Here is a 13,979-nt window from a genome sequence, read left to right on the forward strand (position 1 = left end):
GCATAGCCCAGTAGTAAGCGGCCAATTTTACCGGAAGCGCGTAAGGTATTTAGCCTGGTACCCGCGGCATACCCCAGACCCACTAAAGGCAGGGCAGTACCCAGGCCAAAGGCCAGCATCACAGTAAATGACATCAGCATGCTATCGCCGGTAGACGCTAAGGCGATAGCGGCACCTAGTGTCGGGCCAACGCAGGGCAGCCAGACCAGGCCCAAAGATCCGCCAATGATAAACTGAAACGCCGGGCTGTCTGACGAGTCTGCCACCTGGCCGCCTGAGGGTAAACGGCTAGTAAGGCGAGACAGCAATAGCGTGAACTGCTGATTTAACCATGGCACCACCAGCACTGAGCCCATCACCAGCATAAAGCCGGCGGCAAAGGTGCGCATGACATCGGGTGACAAGCCGGCACTGAGAAGTAAATAAGTGAGCAGCGAGCCGCCCAGCGCAAAGGTGAAAGCCAAACCAGCCGCTAAAAACCAGACACCGGTTTTAGACGCCCGCATGGCTGAGGCGGTGACAGCCGGGATCATTGGTAGCACGCAAGGCGATAGCAGGCTTAACAAGCCTGCTAACAACGCCAGCGGAATGGCGGTAAATTCCATGATTACTCAGCGCCCTGATCGTGTTTTTTTAGCTCGGCAAAAATAGTGTCTTGCTTGGTTTGTGCCACACTAAACCACAGTTGATCATAACCCTGATACAGCGCCAGCGTAGATTGACGCGGTGCTTTAAAATGGGTAACCCAGTCTTTTTGACTGTCAAAATCAACCTGAAACACCTGAATGTTGCTGTTTGGATTGGCCGCGAAATAGTCGTTCAACACCGCATGCTGGCGACGACAAGTGGGACACCAGGGCGCATAGACATCAATTAAAATTAATTTGTTTTCGGCCTGTGCCTGTTTAAATGCTTCGGCAGTAAAGGCTTGAATATGCTTATCTAAATGCTCAGTGTTCGCATTGGCCGGATTAAATATAAAGAAGGCAGCCGCTAACAGCGCCACCGCGGCAATAGATACAGTAATAATAGTTTTCATCAGTATTCCTCTTCAGTTACGTCAAATGACTGCGCCAGTGTAAAGAAGGTTGGCAACGTGAACATCAGCCAAAGCAACGGTGTGATCAACCAAAACACCGGAGTGCCAGGTTTTCTTTTTAAAGGTGAATTAGTCGATTGCGCCGGTGTTTTGGTCAGTGCTGTCGGAACTTGTCACTGCTAATCTTATTAAGGTCTATAACTAAGAGGATGACATGATGGCACAACCAAATTTAACCAAACTCCTACTGGCGGGGGTTGCTATGGCCAGTGTGGCTGGAGCGGCACAAGCGGCTCCCAATGCTCAATTAAGCTTAGCTGACAATGCGCCTGAAGGTGTGCAGCAAGACTTCCGAAAGTGGATGGCGGGTGAGCGGGTGCTTGGCCGTCGTGATAAATGCTATGGCATTGCTTTGGCAGGGCAAAATGATTGCAGGGCGGGTGCCGGTACCAGCTGCGAGGGGACATCCACAGTAGATTTTCAGGGCAACGCCTGGACAAATACACCACGTGGAGTTTGTGAGTATGTTGTGACACCTCATGGCCCGGCATCTAAATCCGAATTAGATCGCAACAATCCCTAATGGCTGATTTCGATGCAAACGCTTTGCCAACCTCGGTGCTTAGCACCGGGGTTAGTTTTAAACTGCAGCATTATCCTGACGTATTAACGGATAAGGTACAGGGCATGTGGTATGAAGTTCATACTGAAAATTTCTGCGGTGTAGGCGGGGCCAGGTTAGCTGCCCTGCAAGCGTTAGCGGAACGCTATCCATTGAGTTTTCACGGTGTGGGTGCTTCTTTAGCGGGCCCGGAACCCATCAATACTCAGCATTTGCAATGGGTTGCTTCTTTGGTAAAGCATATCAAACCCACATTGGTATCAGAGCATGCAGTTTGGTCAGGATTAAAGCAGGCCTACTTTGCTGATTTATTGCCTTTTCCCCGAACAAGATCGGTTTTGCAGCAATTAATTCGGGGAGTACAGCAATACCAGGAGGCCATCGGCCGGGCCATTTTGGTCGAAAACCCTACCCATTACCTCGGGTTTAATCATGACATGCACGAACCCGATTTTATGGTGGAATTAACGCAACGCACCGGCTGTGGTTTGTTGTTAGATATTACTAACTTATACCTTAGTCAGAACAATAGTGGTGTGAATGCAAGGCAATACATTGATCAAATCCCAGTGAAGCTAGTAGGTGAATTACATATTGCTGGCTTTTCAGCTGATCCGATTGAAGGTGACAATCTTTTAATTGATAGCCATGATCATGCTCCGAATCAGGCTGTTCTTGAACTACTGGCTTACGCTTTAAAGCGTTTTGGAGCCAGGCCAGTGTTGTTAGAGTGGGATGACCGTGTTCCTGCATTGGCTGAGCTATTGCAACAGCGGATGCATGTACAGGCTGTGTTAAGCCCTTTTATGGAGAGGGTTAATGCCAAAGGGTAGCTCACCATTTCAGCAACAGTTTATGGCGTACCTGCAAGGTGCAGATGCGTCTCACCTTGCTCCTTGGTTACAGAACGATCCTGTGCTCTGGCGACGATTGCAGATCTATCGAAATAGCAGTATGAAGGCAACCGTGCAGGCTTTAGCAGACAATTTTCCGGTTAGCGGCTCGGTGTTAGCTGGCAAACAGTTTCGTGAGCTGGCTCGTGATTATGTGCTTGCGCATCGGCCTACTCATTCGCTGTTGGCCTGGTATGGCCAACAATTCCCAGCTTGGCTGGAAGCACAGTTAGCCCGACACCAGTGCCCATGGCTGAGTGAGTTAGCCAGGCTGGAACGCTGTTGGTTAAACAGTGTATTGGCAGAAGATCAGCTGGCTGTTTCTGCCGAGGATATTGCTGCACTAGTGAATGATGGCCTGGATATTCAGATGTTGCAGCTTGGTTTGCACCCATCGGCTCAGCTGCTTGAAACCCGCTTTGATGTTTGGGATCTCTGGTTGCAAAAGCGTGATGATCTGAATCAGCCTAACCATGCACCGGTTTTCTTGTCACCTGGTCGGCGCTTACTCTGGCGTCATTCTAATCATGAGTTGCAATACCGTGTACTTTCTGCAGCCGAGTGGGTTTTTATTGCTGAATTGTCTCAGCACCATGGTTTAGAACAGGCAGCAACAGCTGCGTTAACTGTGGATGAAGAATTTGATGTAAGTGACAGCTTTGCCGGGCTGTTAAATCAGGGGTTGCTGTGTCTGACGTCAGCAAATAAAGGAGTTATATGATGGGTGTATTTTCATCGTTTCAGATGCGGTATCAGCAGTTAACGTCTCTGCTGAATCGTTGGCTGGAGCCACTGGCTTTGTTGGCCATGCGTTTATTGGTTGCGCGGGTATTTTTTCAATCTGGTGTATCCAAGTGGGATGGCTTTTTGCAGTTTGACGTTAATAAATATGAACTCTTCATGTACGAGTTTTTCTGCCCTGATCCTGTGCGACCGGGTGCTTTGTTACTGTGTAACGCCGAAACACTGGAGTACAGTGAGGGCTCTTTCGGTCAATGGCTGGCTGAAACTATGGCAATAACTGCAGGTGTGGTGGAAGTGCTGCTGCCATTGCTATTAATCCTGGGACTATTTAGCCGTTTTGCTGCATTGGGTTTACTGGGCATGACCCTTTTTATTCAGTTTGCCGTTTATCCGGATTGGGCACATTTTTGGAATCCTGCGGCCTGGTGGGCGGCATTATTATTGATGTTGATCGCGCGCGGCCCTGGCTTGTTTTCGCTGGATCGCTGGCTGGGGCTTGAAAAACGGTCGTAATGCTTCAGTTGCACTTAACTAAAAATTACTAAAAGGAGTTATGTCATGAAACGTCAACCCGGAGATAAGCTGACGCACGTCGTGTTGCCAGCGCTTGATGGTCAGCTGTTTGACACGAGAAGTCTGGAGGGGCGACCTTTTATGCTGTCTTTCTTTCGCTTTGCCAGTTGTCCGTTTTGCAATCTGCGAATGCATGAACTGGTGACCCGCTTCAATGAATTTGCCGACGACTTCACTATTGTCGCGGTATTTGACTCGCCGCTGGATAATCTGCAGCGTCATGCCAACCCTCATCATGCACCTTTTGCAGTACTGGCAGATGAGAACAATCATTTCTATCAGGAATACGGTATTGAATATTCACTACTGGGCGTGGTGAAGGGCATGTTGTTCCGCATGCCGACTATGCTTAGGGCGATGATGCGCGGTTATCTGCCGCTGCGCATCAAAGGCCGCATGACCACTATGCCAGCAGATTTTCTTATCGACCGCAGTGGGCGTATCATTATGGCGTATTACGGCAGCGACGAAGGCGACCATTTGCCATTTGAGCGGGTTAAATCCTTTTCAGCGTCTGAAACGCGCGCATCAGGGGGCGGCTGACAGCGATTAGCTATGCAACGCTCTGAATTCGCCGGGCGATAAGCTTTCATGTTGCTTAAAAAAGCGGATAAATGCCGTTGCCGACTGATAACCAATTTGCTCGGCAATAAGTTCCAGGCTCAGCTCTGTATGGATAAGCAGATAACGGCAGCGCTGCAGCCTGAGCTTATCCAGCAAGGCTTTTGCGGTCATATTCATTACTTTGTGGCAGCGTTCAGCAAAGGCACTTTTTGATAAATAAGCCAGTGCGGCCATGCTGTCAACCGTCCAGTCGGCGGCCGGATCTTCCATAATAGCCATCATTACCCGGCGCAGCGCCGGATCTTTTAATGCCGCCAGCAATCCCTGCTGCATACTGTCGTCACTTAACACCTGGCGTAATAAATGAAGCACCACCACATCACTTAACCGGCTGATAGCAGCCTGATATCCGGGTTGGCGCGCTTGCGCTTCCTGGCGAATCAATTGAATTAACGGGCTGAGCCTGCCTGATTGCTGGCTGGCGGGTAAATAAATGTAATCGGGCATCACCTGAAATAAATTGGCCGTGAGCGGCGATTCTACCGCTATGTCATAACACACCAGGCCGCGCTCCAGATGGTCTGGCACGCAAAAATTAGCAAAGTCGACTTCGCTGGTCTGCTCATCAACGGGGCTATCACTTAGCCAGTGCCGGAAACTGTGGCTGAAAAAAATAGCATCGCCGGCCTCCAGCTGCACCTGCTCTTGCAAACGCCCGGGTATCGCCATCCACAAGCGGCCGGCCGTGACCACATGCAAAGCGGCCTTGTTTGATTTACTGGTGAGCAAATTCCAGTGATCACAAAAGCCCGATTCAAAATGTAACTCAGAGCCAAATGCCAGCTGAGCCAGCAGCTGTTCTAATGGTTCGGGTGTTTCGGTGGATAGCGCCGGTGTTTTGGTCATTGTTGACAGCTGCAGAACTTCCTAAGCTAGGTGAAGAAAACAGTCTAAGGCCTTTTGTGGGCATTGCAACTAGAAATTAACCTCAGGAAACACCATGCCACATATCTTACCAGCCAGACCGCACCTTTTTATCGTCAGTGAGATGCCGCCTTTTCTACAGGGACAAGGCTTTAGCTTTGCTCGCTTAGTTAATATAGACGTGCTTAACAATGAACTGGTTAATGCCGATGCAGTCCTGGGGTAGTATATCCCTAAGATGCTTAAATTTAATGGAAAATATTAGTAACTATTAACGGGCAACAGGGGGTTGTTATGCTCAGGTGGTTTCAACAATATCATGCGCAAAGGGCCTTGCCCGACGATACAGGTCAATTAAGCAAAGATCTGCTTGCTAGCCTGATGGTGATGGCCTGGTTTGTCGAGGCAAAAGACCCTTATACTGGCGGCCATTTATGGCGGGTATCGCGCTATGCCAATTTAGTGTCCAAAGCGGGTGGTTTGCCTGCGCCAGATGTGGCCCGGGTGACACTGGGCGGCTTTCTGCATGATCTGGGTAAAGTTGCCATACCGGACGCTATTTTGAATAAAACCGGCAAGTTGGATGAGAGTGAGTTTGAAATTATTCAGACGCACCCGGCTGCAGGGGGGCGGATGCTAGCCGGGCATCCGCTAGGGCATCTGGTCGCTGCTGCAGTCGAATTACACCACGAGAGACCGGATGGTCGAGGCTATCCGCACGGCTTAAGTGCCAGCATGATCCCAATCGATGCGGCTATTATTGGTATTTGCGACGCTTTTGATGCTATGACCAGCTTACGGCCTTATCGTAAGCCAATGCCACTGGAGAAAGTGCTGGCTATCCTGCGTGCTGAAGCTGGAAAACAGTTTAATCAGTTTTGGTGCAATCATTTTCTCGCGCTGGCCGAGCAGGGTGAGCTGGATGCCATTATGGGCCACAGTGATGATGGTATACCCTTACATATATGCCCGCACTGTGGCCCGACGGTGCTGCAACAAAGTGAAAACAAAGCCGGAGATCTGTTGGCATGTGGTGTGTGTCACAGTGAAATGATGTTATGTGAACAGGATAAGCACTGGTCGGTAAAGCCTACGGGCAAAAAGGTTGCTCCGGCAGCATGGCAACCCAAAGCCGATAATGTTTTAATTAAACGCATGATAGAAGACTCCATTTCACATATTCCGATGGAGCAGTTAATAAGGTTTAGCCGTTGATGAACGCCTTATTACTGCAACTTCGTCATGCTGGAGTGGTAAAAAATGCCATTAATGTTGCTTTGGTAGTGGGGACTTTACTGAACCTGATCAATCAATGGGATGCCATTACAGGCGACGCTCCCTGGCGCTTTGGCCTGGCCCTGCTTAATTATCTGGTGCCCTTTTCGGTTGCTAGTTACAGTGCCGCTAAACAGCGGGTAAATGATTTAACCAGTCACGGGACAATGCTGCATGACGCCGATTGAACAAAATCTGCACCAGTTGGATTTACTGAGTCTGATTGTACAGCAGGTACAACCTGAACATTACTGCCAGATAAAAGACTGGCCCGGGCAACCTTCGGTGGGTAAACATGTCCGGCATGTACTGGATCATTATCAGCAGTTGCAGCTGGCCGCAGACAGTAAACAGCTGGATTACCGGCTGCGCATGCGCGATCAGGGGGCGCAAAGCGACCCGTTAAAAGCACAGCACTGGATAGAGCGTTTACAAAGCTGGTTGCATACTATACAAGCTGATGAGTTGGATAAGCAGCTTAACTATCAATTTGCTGAAGGCAACACTTACACCAGTTTGCAGCGTGAGCTGGATTTTGTTGCCAGCCATGCCGTGCATCATCTGGCATTGATTCATGCCCAGATGGAGCCTTTAGGCTACGACTGGCCAATGGAGGCCGGTGTGCACAGTTCAACCCAGGAGTATCAGCAACAATGTGCACCTTAAGCTGGTGGTATCAAGATGAACAAATGCACATTGTCTTTAACCGGGATGAGCAAAAAGGCCGCTCGCAAGCCAGACTGCCTGAAATTTACCAGCATAACGGCTTGCAAGTATTGATGCCTTTGGATCCCGATGGCGGGGGTAGCTGGATAGCCGCTAATGATCAAGGTTGGCTGTGTTGTTTACTTAATGATTATACCGCCACCTATCAGCCACTGCCGGCACTAAAAACCAGTCGTGGCTTGCTGGTTAGTGCGTTGGCAAAAAGTGGCGATTGGCAAAAGCTCGATATGCTGCTGCAGGCAGAACAACTAAAAGGCTATGCGCCCTTCAGGTTACTGCTGTTTGTCGGCCGGCAAAACCCGTTAAGTTGGCACTGGAACGGCCGCGAGCTAAGGCACAGTGCCAGCATCAGCTCACCGCTATCGACGTCCAGTGCTTTTCCCAGGGTTATTCCCTGGCTAAGGCAGCGCTATTGGCGCAAGGCGATGGCGGCATCTCCCTCAGCTGACACCCAATGGCGTTTACATCAACAGGCTAAACCTTTTCATGCCTTTAGTGGTATTGCTATGCAGCGCCAGCAAGTACAAACAGTCAGTCTGACGCGGGTAACAGTGGCACAGGACAGCCTGTGTATGGAGTACTGGGACGGCCATCCTGCTTTGCATCTGTCAGCCATACAGAGCCGACAAGCTGATGCCCGCCAGGTACTGACGCTGACCTCGGCTAATCCGGTGTTGCAAACCTTTAGCAGCCAGCTAGACGTGAGCGCGCTATTTAAGCAATACAACCCTGGGTTATATCACCAGCTTAAACCCTGGCAACTGGGCTTATTAAAGTGGTTGTTGGCAGAGAGCAGCCTGAATCAGGGGTTGGAGCAATTAAATACCCAGCCGGCAGAACGGTTTTGCGATGATGCTTTACAGCGTTTGGCGCTAGAGCTAAAGGTTATCGCTTGTCGCTGGCCCACGCCCGCCAGTCGGCCGGTGTTTATCTGTAATCATCCTACAGGCGGTATTGACGGCTTAATGCTGATTAGCTTGTTGCAAAAGCGCTATCCGGATTTACGGGTACTGGCTAATCAGGTGCTGGGCGAGGTGCAGCAGTTGGCTGAGCGCCTGGTGGCAGTGCCGGTATTCGCCAAACCTAAAGATGCCTTGCCAGCCGTGCAAGCCGCTTTTGCCAGTGATGCCCCTTTATTAATTTTTCCGGCGGGGCGCACTGCCCGCTATCAACAAGGCAAGTTAGATGACGGCCCTTGGGCAAAGTTAGCAGTTACTCTGGCCCGGCGTGAGCAGCGCAGCTTAACGGTATTGCATTTAGCCAGCCGCAATTCACGCTGGTTTTATACCCTGGCCTGGCTGCGGCAAAAGCTGGGTATTACGACAAATATTGAAATGCTATTGCTGGTGCGGGAAATGTTAAAACCCAGCATTAAACAGCCGCAACTCTTTGTCGATATTCCTATGCATAGCATTGAACTTGATGCGTTAGCAGAGACTGATCAGCAACGTATGCGCTGGCTAAAGCGTCGCTGTTATCAATTACCAGACATTTATCAGGAGACATCGAATGACGCTGTTAAACCCAGTTGCAGCCGCAGAGCCGGCTGAGCTTATTCAGCGCGAGCTAGCGGCTCTCAGCCCTATTGCCAGCGCCCGCGGTTTGCAGGTGTTTAATGCTCAGGCGTCAGACATTCCGGTGACTATGCTGGAAATTGGCCGCTTAAGAGAGCTGATCTTTCGCCGCGCTGGTGCTGGTCGCAACATGGAGCGGGATCTGGATGCCTTAGACTATGGCGAGGCCGCCTATTACCAATTACTGGTATGGGATCCAAAGCGTCTTGAGCTGGTGGCGATGTACCGCTATCAGTTAGGCTGGCAAGCAGCACATTTTGGTGTTGATATTTTACGTACCAGCCAGTTATTTCATTACAGCAGCGCCTTTAAACAACAAGTGTTGCCTTACAGTATTGAGCTTGGGCGCTCGGTGGTTAACCCAGATGCCAAAGCCGCATTACTGGGTTTTTATGCGCTGTGGGCAGGCTTGGGTGCTTTATCTCAGTTATACCCGGGTTTAGCGTATTTTTTTGGTAATGTTTCGTTATATCAGAGCCTTGGCGCAGAGGCTATAGCCTTTATGGTGCAATACTGTCAGCAATTGTACCGGCCAGCAGAGCCGATGCTCATGGCCAAAACCGGCTTAGCCTATCAGCCAGCCGCAGATGCTGATTTTAGCCAGTGGAAACAACTCGATGCCAACAGCCGGATCAGGCAGCTGCAGCAACGACTTAAACCACTTGGCTGCAGATTACCACCCATTTTGCAATCTTACCTCAGTGTCGGTAATGCCATCTGGTTTGACGATGCTGCGCTGGATGCGGATTTTGGCCAGGCTTATGAGTTGAGTATTATCGTGCCACTGGCTGCGGTGAGTGGTGTTATTCGGGAGCGCTTTTTAAGCTGAAAAAAGGCTCCCTTAGATTTTACCAGGCCCTTTAGCGCTTCCTAAGCCGCCACTGAGCACCAGTTGCAAAGCCTCTGCCGGTTTCATCTCAATATTGCGGGTGCAGCTGCGTGGTATGATAATAGTGTAACCGCCGACGTTATAGGCCATAGGGATAAACACCGCCAGCTGCTCTTCCTGCATTAATGCCGACATGCGGTCGCCGGCATTGCCCCCTTGTTTAGTCACTATGCCAATCAGCTCAATTTCTGTTGAGGGTAATTTCACCATCACCACTGAGCCATCGGCAAAGTTTTTGCCAGACATCACGTCAATAATGTCTTGTAGCATGCCATACACCTGCTTAGTGCCGGGCAGTAGCATTAAAATTTTACCCGGTAACTGCCATAGCCAATCAAAACTGGGCCAGCGCGAGCTATAACCGACGCCAATACAAACTAGTACAAAACCCAGTATCGCCATGCCCGGCAGGTACCATTCGCCCGGCAGTACCAGTTGCAGCAAGGGTGCCAGCCAGGCCTCTACCGTTTGCAGCAACCAGCGAAGCAGCTCAATAGTGATCACCAAAGGCAGAATAATCACCAGGCCTTTTAATAGGCTTTTAATAATAACTTTCATCATTGTTCCGAAATGCTGGCTGCGAACTGTAATGCGCAGCAGCATAACAGCTATGCCTGTGAGTTAGCCAGCGCCATTGATAAGGGTTTTTAACGTAGCAAGCGCTGGAATAAGCGCTTGAGCGCCGCAGGTTTCAGCGGCTTTAACAGAAAATAAAAGCCGCTGTTTAATGCCAGTTCACGAATGTGCTGATCATGATCGGCCGAATGAATAATCACCGGCACATTAATGGCAAAATGCTCGGCTAATTGCAGTGCTACCTGCACACCGGTAGCGGCATTATCCAGATGATAGTCAAATAAACATAACTGCGGTTTAAAACCTTGCTGGATAGCCTTCAGCGCCTCAGCCGGTGTGCTGACTGCCATCACCTGACACTGCCAGCTTTGTAACAAGGCACTGACGGCACTTAATAAATGCGCCTCGTTATCCAGCAATAATATATGTTTACCGGCAAAGCTGGCACTGATATCGGCTGTACTGGCGTGACTTGCCTGGTCTTGCGGCTTTTGCGGCTCGCTGGCTGCGCGTGGCAGCATCACACTAAAACAACTGCCTTTACCCGGTACAGATTGCACCTCAAGGCTGTGGCCCAGTATGCTGCTGATGCGATGGGCAATCGCCAGTCCCAGCCCAAGGCCTTTTTGATCAGGCTGACTGCCTTGCTGAAATTCTTCAAAAATGCGTTGCTGATCGGCGGGGGCAATACCCACACCGGTATCCACTACGCACAGTTGCAGTTGCTGGCCACGGCGTTTTATCCCTAATACTATTTTGCCGGTCTGGGTGTAGCGCACGGCATTGGCCAGCAAATTCTGCACTACCCGTTTTAACAATTTGCGGTCGCTGTAAACGTAGAGTTTGCTTGGAATATAGTGCAGCTGCAGCTGTTTTTCTTCGGCTAATACCGTGGCATCGCGGGCAATGTCATCCAGTAACTGACCGAGCGACACCGGCTGATGATGTGCTTTAATGACGCCCGAATCCAGCTTGGTGAGATCCAGAATAGCGGTCAGTAACTCTTCGGCTGAATTAAGCGAGTTGCTGAGATTTTGACTCAATTGCTGCATTTCAGCATTATTAGCTTTTTGCTTTAACAGGCCGGCAAACAATGCCGCGGCGTTAAAGGGTTGCATTAAATCATGGCTGGCCGCGGCAAAAAAACGGGTTTTGGCGGCGGTACTGGCCTCCAGTTGTTGCTGGGTCAGCTGCAGTTGCTGGTTTAACTGCTGTAGCTCAGTGGTGCGCTCGCTAACCCGCTGCTCCAGCAGCACATTGCTTTGCTCCAGCTGAGTTTGTACGGCGATAAATGAGCTGACATCGGTATAGGTGGTAACAAAGCCGCCACCAGGTAAGGGGTTGCCCTGCATCTCCAGCACCCGGCCATCTTGTTGCTGGCGCTGAAATTTATAGCTGCTGCCGGTTTTTAAATAACTTAAGCGTTTATCAATTTCCTGTTCAATGTTTTCACTGTCAATCAGGCCACGCTGCAGGTTGAAGCGGATCAGCTCCGCCACTGGTATGCCAACTTCCACCATGCCGGCAGGGTAGTTAAACATGTCAATATAGCGCTGGTTCCAGGCAATCAGCCGTAAGTCGGCATCGACCACACTGATCCCCTGGCTGATATTGTCGATGGTAGACAATAATAAGCCCTGATTAAACTGAAACACCTGGCTGGCTTCATCGACAAAGCGCTCTACGGTTTCCATCGGCAGCCTGGCATGGCGGCCACCGGCATCCATGATCAAGCGCATCGAGGTGCCACCGACTACCGCCGCCAGGCTGCGCTCTGCCGCCTGTAACAGGTTGGGCGGTGCCAGCCGCTGCCTTTCCATGTCGGCATCGCGCAGGTTACGCTGCAGCATGCGCAGTGCTTCCCGCTCACCGGCAAAGCGTTTTACCAGTAAAAAACAATCCTGAATAGTCAGTTGTTGTTGCTGTGCTGGCTGGCTTAATTGTTGCTGGCGTAAAAAACGGCCACTTTCTAACCATTCACTGATGCCAGTGCGGCTCAGCTGGCTGACAATTAACACCATCAGGCAATTGACACTGAGGCTGACCAGTACACCTAAGGTGATGGCATCACTGCTCCAGCCAAATAATTGCTGTGGTGCCAGTTGTTGCCAGCCAAAGGGGCCCTGGGTTAACCATTGATTGCCGATAAGGCCGGCGCGGCTTAGCTCAGGTAGCAGTAATATATAAAGCCAGAGCACAGTGCCGCTGATCAGGCCCGCCATAGCGCCTTGCCGGTTTACCTTGCGCGACAGCAAGCCCAATATTAAGGCCGGTGCCAGCTGGGCAATCAGTGCAAAAGCCATTAAACCCAGTTGCGCCAGGCCGGTGTCGGTGCCAATAAAGCGATAATAAATAAAGCCAAAGGCCAGTACCACTAACATGGCACTGCGCCTTAAGGTGGCCACTTTAATCGGGTTTGCTTTGGCCGGTTGTAATTGCGAGCGGCGAAACAGTAGCGGCGCCAGTAATTCATTGGTGATCATAATACCCAGCACTAAGGTGGCCACCACCACCATGCTGGTGGCGGCTGAAAAACCGCCCAGATACGCCAGTAGGGCTATATCGGTGCGGTTGGCCGCCAGTGGCAGTTGCAACACCACTAAATCAATATTGGCGTTATCGCCCAGCAGCATCACGCCGGCTAAGGCCAGCGGCAATGTAAACAAGCTCATCAGTAACAAATACAGCGGAAAAATCCAACGGGCGCTGCGCAAATGGCCCAGATGCTGGTTTTCAACAAAGGTCACGTGAAACTGCCTGGGCAAACAGAGGGTAGCGGCAAAGCCCAGCAGCACATGCAGCCAGTAGGCATGAGTCGGTAAGGCCCGTTGTTGCAGTTGCGCCAGTCCCTGATGCTCAGCGGCGCTGTCAAAAATGCTGCCAAAACCATCAAACATGCCCCACACCACAAAGGCGCCAATGGCCAGCAGTGCCAGTAATTTTACCAGGGATTCAAAGGCAATAGCCGTCATCAGGCCGGGGTTCGGTTGGTGCGCTTTGGCACTGCGGCTGACAAACAGCATGGCGAATACTGCCATCCATAAACTGACATAGAGCCCGGTATCGGTGTACCAGTGATCAGCGGCATTAGATGATACCAGCGTATTAATACTGGTCGATACCGCATGTAATTGCAGCGCTATATAGGGGATCACCGCCATGATCAGCATTAAGGTGATCAATACCGCCAGCGCTCTGGAGTGGCCAAAACGGGTAGCGATAAAGTCGGCGACAGAGGTAATACGGTAGCGGCGGCAGGCAATGGCAATACGCGCCACCAGCTTAAAGCCAAACCAGAACAGGATAAAAGAACCAATATAGGTAGGCGGGATCCACCAGCCATTTACCGCGGCCTGGGCGGTAACGCCATAAAAGGCCCAGGAGGTGCAATAAATCGACAGCGCCAAGCTAAATACCCAGGGCGCCAGCGGATGTTTGCTATTGATTCTACGGCCAAAGCGGCCGACACAAAACAACACCAACAGGTACAGCAGGGAAATGGCGGCTATGGTGCCAAGACCAATGCCGCTGCCGTTTTGGATCATCTGCTCTACTGACGTCATTAATGGCTCATGCTCTG

16 protein-coding genes are annotated in these 13,979 nt (G+C 50.7%); 11 read left to right on the top strand and 5 right to left on the bottom strand.

Annotated elements, in window-relative coordinates; genetic code table 11:
• A partial coding sequence (locus tag V7D78_RS05090) for a cytochrome c biogenesis CcdA family protein (protein WP_333607352.1) occupies positions 1–605 on the bottom strand: 605 nt, incomplete at its 3' end.
• A 2-nt stretch (positions 606–607) separates the two neighbouring features.
• Positions 608–1,039 carry a thioredoxin family protein gene (locus V7D78_RS05095; RefSeq protein ID WP_333607353.1) on the bottom strand — a complete coding sequence of 144 codons (432 nt, stop codon included), beginning with the start codon at positions 1,037–1,039 and terminating at the stop codon, positions 608–610.
• Between the two features lie 214 nt (positions 1,040–1,253).
• Between V7D78_RS05095 and V7D78_RS05100 the strand changes: the two genes are divergently transcribed.
• Genes V7D78_RS05100 through V7D78_RS05120 form a run of 5 tightly spaced genes read left to right on the top strand, consistent with a single transcriptional unit; the run spans position 1,254 to position 4,414 of the window.
• Positions 1,254–1,622, top strand: coding sequence for a BufA1 family periplasmic bufferin-type metallophore (locus V7D78_RS05100; RefSeq protein WP_333607354.1), 369 nt, complete (start codon positions 1,254–1,256; stop codon positions 1,620–1,622).
• Positions 1,622–2,494, top strand: coding sequence for a DUF692 domain-containing protein (locus V7D78_RS05105; protein ID WP_333607355.1), 873 nt, complete (start codon positions 1,622–1,624; stop codon positions 2,492–2,494). The genes V7D78_RS05100 and V7D78_RS05105 overlap by 1 nt, the downstream gene beginning before the upstream one ends.
• The gene (locus tag V7D78_RS05110) at positions 2,481–3,275 is read left to right on the top strand and encodes a DNA-binding domain-containing protein (protein WP_333607356.1); all 795 of its coding nucleotides are present in this window, start codon (positions 2,481–2,483) and stop codon (positions 3,273–3,275) included. The genes V7D78_RS05105 and V7D78_RS05110 overlap by 14 nt, the downstream gene beginning before the upstream one ends.
• Positions 3,272–3,811: a DoxX family protein gene (locus V7D78_RS05115; protein WP_333607357.1), complete on the top strand. Its 540-nt coding sequence runs from the start codon at positions 3,272–3,274 to the stop codon at positions 3,809–3,811. Before V7D78_RS05110 ends, V7D78_RS05115 begins: the two co-directional genes overlap by 4 nt.
• Before the next feature lie 45 nt (positions 3,812–3,856).
• Positions 3,857–4,414: a redoxin domain-containing protein gene (locus V7D78_RS05120; RefSeq protein WP_333607358.1), complete on the top strand. Its 558-nt coding sequence runs from the start codon at positions 3,857–3,859 to the stop codon at positions 4,412–4,414.
• Between the two features lie 6 nt (positions 4,415–4,420).
• On the opposite strand, the gene V7D78_RS05125 is transcribed toward V7D78_RS05120, so the two are convergent.
• Positions 4,421–5,341 (bottom strand): AraC family transcriptional regulator, encoded by a 921-nt coding sequence (locus V7D78_RS05125; protein WP_333607359.1) that lies wholly within the window; start codon positions 5,339–5,341, stop codon positions 4,421–4,423.
• Between the two features lie 94 nt (positions 5,342–5,435).
• Here V7D78_RS05125 and V7D78_RS05130 point away from each other — a divergent pair, with 94 nt between their 5' ends.
• The 6 genes from V7D78_RS05130 to V7D78_RS05155 all read left to right on the top strand — a co-directional run bounded on the left by V7D78_RS05130 (position 5,436) and on the right by V7D78_RS05155 (position 9,763).
• Positions 5,436–5,585, top strand: a complete 150-nt coding sequence (locus V7D78_RS05130; protein ID WP_333607360.1) for a hypothetical protein — start codon at positions 5,436–5,438, stop codon at positions 5,583–5,585.
• 68 nt (positions 5,586–5,653) lie between these two features.
• The gene (locus tag V7D78_RS05135) at positions 5,654–6,574 is read left to right on the top strand and encodes an HD-GYP domain-containing protein (protein ID WP_333607361.1); all 921 of its coding nucleotides are present in this window, start codon (positions 5,654–5,656) and stop codon (positions 6,572–6,574) included.
• A complete protein-coding gene (nrtS, locus tag V7D78_RS05140) occupies positions 6,574–6,822 on the top strand; it encodes a nitrate/nitrite transporter NrtS (RefSeq protein WP_333607362.1) in 249 nt (82 codons plus the stop codon). The genes V7D78_RS05135 and nrtS overlap by 1 nt, the downstream gene beginning before the upstream one ends.
• The gene (locus V7D78_RS05145; protein WP_333607363.1) at positions 6,809–7,300 is read left to right on the top strand and encodes a DinB family protein; all 492 of its coding nucleotides are present in this window, start codon (positions 6,809–6,811) and stop codon (positions 7,298–7,300) included. Before nrtS ends, V7D78_RS05145 begins: the two co-directional genes overlap by 14 nt.
• On the top strand, positions 7,288–8,910 hold the full coding sequence (locus V7D78_RS05150; RefSeq protein WP_333607364.1) for an NRDE family protein: 1,623 nt from the start codon (positions 7,288–7,290) through the stop codon (positions 8,908–8,910). Before V7D78_RS05145 ends, V7D78_RS05150 begins: the two co-directional genes overlap by 13 nt.
• On the top strand, positions 8,870–9,763 hold the full coding sequence (locus tag V7D78_RS05155) for a GNAT family N-acetyltransferase (protein WP_333607365.1): 894 nt from the start codon (positions 8,870–8,872) through the stop codon (positions 9,761–9,763). The genes V7D78_RS05150 and V7D78_RS05155 overlap by 41 nt, the downstream gene beginning before the upstream one ends.
• Before the next feature lie 12 nt (positions 9,764–9,775).
• On the opposite strand, the gene V7D78_RS05160 is transcribed toward V7D78_RS05155, so the two are convergent.
• Both V7D78_RS05160 and V7D78_RS05165 read right to left on the bottom strand, forming a co-directional pair.
• The gene (locus tag V7D78_RS05160) at positions 9,776–10,381 is read right to left on the bottom strand and encodes a DUF502 domain-containing protein (protein ID WP_333607366.1); all 606 of its coding nucleotides are present in this window, start codon (positions 10,379–10,381) and stop codon (positions 9,776–9,778) included.
• Positions 10,382–10,470: 89 nt separating this feature from the next.
• Complete coding sequence (locus V7D78_RS05165; protein ID WP_333607367.1) at positions 10,471–13,962, bottom strand: PAS domain-containing hybrid sensor histidine kinase/response regulator; 3,492 nt, start codon at positions 13,960–13,962, stop codon at positions 10,471–10,473.
• Between the last annotated feature and the right edge of the window lie 17 nt (positions 13,963–13,979).

Origin of the sequence: Arsukibacterium sp. (assembly GCF_036735525.1) — a bacterium.
Lineage (GTDB): Bacteria > Pseudomonadota > Gammaproteobacteria > Enterobacterales > Alteromonadaceae > Alishewanella.

Bases quoted from the DNA above. Each gene is read 5' to 3' on its own strand.
- V7D78_RS05095 (WP_333607353.1), bottom strand. From the start codon at position 1,039: ATGAAAACTATTATTACTGTATCTATTGCCGCGGTGGCGCTGTTAGCG.
- V7D78_RS05100 (WP_333607354.1), top strand. From the start codon at position 1,254: ATGATGGCACAACCAAATTTAACCAAACTCCTACTGGCGGGGGTTGCT.
- V7D78_RS05105 (WP_333607355.1), top strand. From the start codon at position 1,622: ATGGCTGATTTCGATGCAAACGCTTTGCCAACCTCGGTGCTTAGCACC.
- V7D78_RS05110 (WP_333607356.1), top strand. From the start codon at position 2,481: ATGCCAAAGGGTAGCTCACCATTTCAGCAACAGTTTATGGCGTACCTG.
- V7D78_RS05115 (WP_333607357.1), top strand. From the start codon at position 3,272: ATGATGGGTGTATTTTCATCGTTTCAGATGCGGTATCAGCAGTTAACG.
- V7D78_RS05120 (WP_333607358.1), top strand. From the start codon at position 3,857: ATGAAACGTCAACCCGGAGATAAGCTGACGCACGTCGTGTTGCCAGCG.
- V7D78_RS05125 (WP_333607359.1), bottom strand. From the start codon at position 5,341: ATGACCAAAACACCGGCGCTATCCACCGAAACACCCGAACCATTAGAA.
- V7D78_RS05130 (WP_333607360.1), top strand. From the start codon at position 5,436: ATGCCACATATCTTACCAGCCAGACCGCACCTTTTTATCGTCAGTGAG.
- V7D78_RS05135 (WP_333607361.1), top strand. From the start codon at position 5,654: ATGCTCAGGTGGTTTCAACAATATCATGCGCAAAGGGCCTTGCCCGAC.
- nrtS (WP_333607362.1), top strand. From the start codon at position 6,574: ATGAACGCCTTATTACTGCAACTTCGTCATGCTGGAGTGGTAAAAAAT.
- V7D78_RS05145 (WP_333607363.1), top strand. From the start codon at position 6,809: ATGACGCCGATTGAACAAAATCTGCACCAGTTGGATTTACTGAGTCTG.
- V7D78_RS05150 (WP_333607364.1), top strand. From the start codon at position 7,288: ATGTGCACCTTAAGCTGGTGGTATCAAGATGAACAAATGCACATTGTC.
- V7D78_RS05155 (WP_333607365.1), top strand. From the start codon at position 8,870: ATGACGCTGTTAAACCCAGTTGCAGCCGCAGAGCCGGCTGAGCTTATT.
- V7D78_RS05160 (WP_333607366.1), bottom strand. From the start codon at position 10,381: ATGAAAGTTATTATTAAAAGCCTATTAAAAGGCCTGGTGATTATTCTG.
- V7D78_RS05165 (WP_333607367.1), bottom strand. From the start codon at position 13,962: ATGACGTCAGTAGAGCAGATGATCCAAAACGGCAGCGGCATTGGTCTT.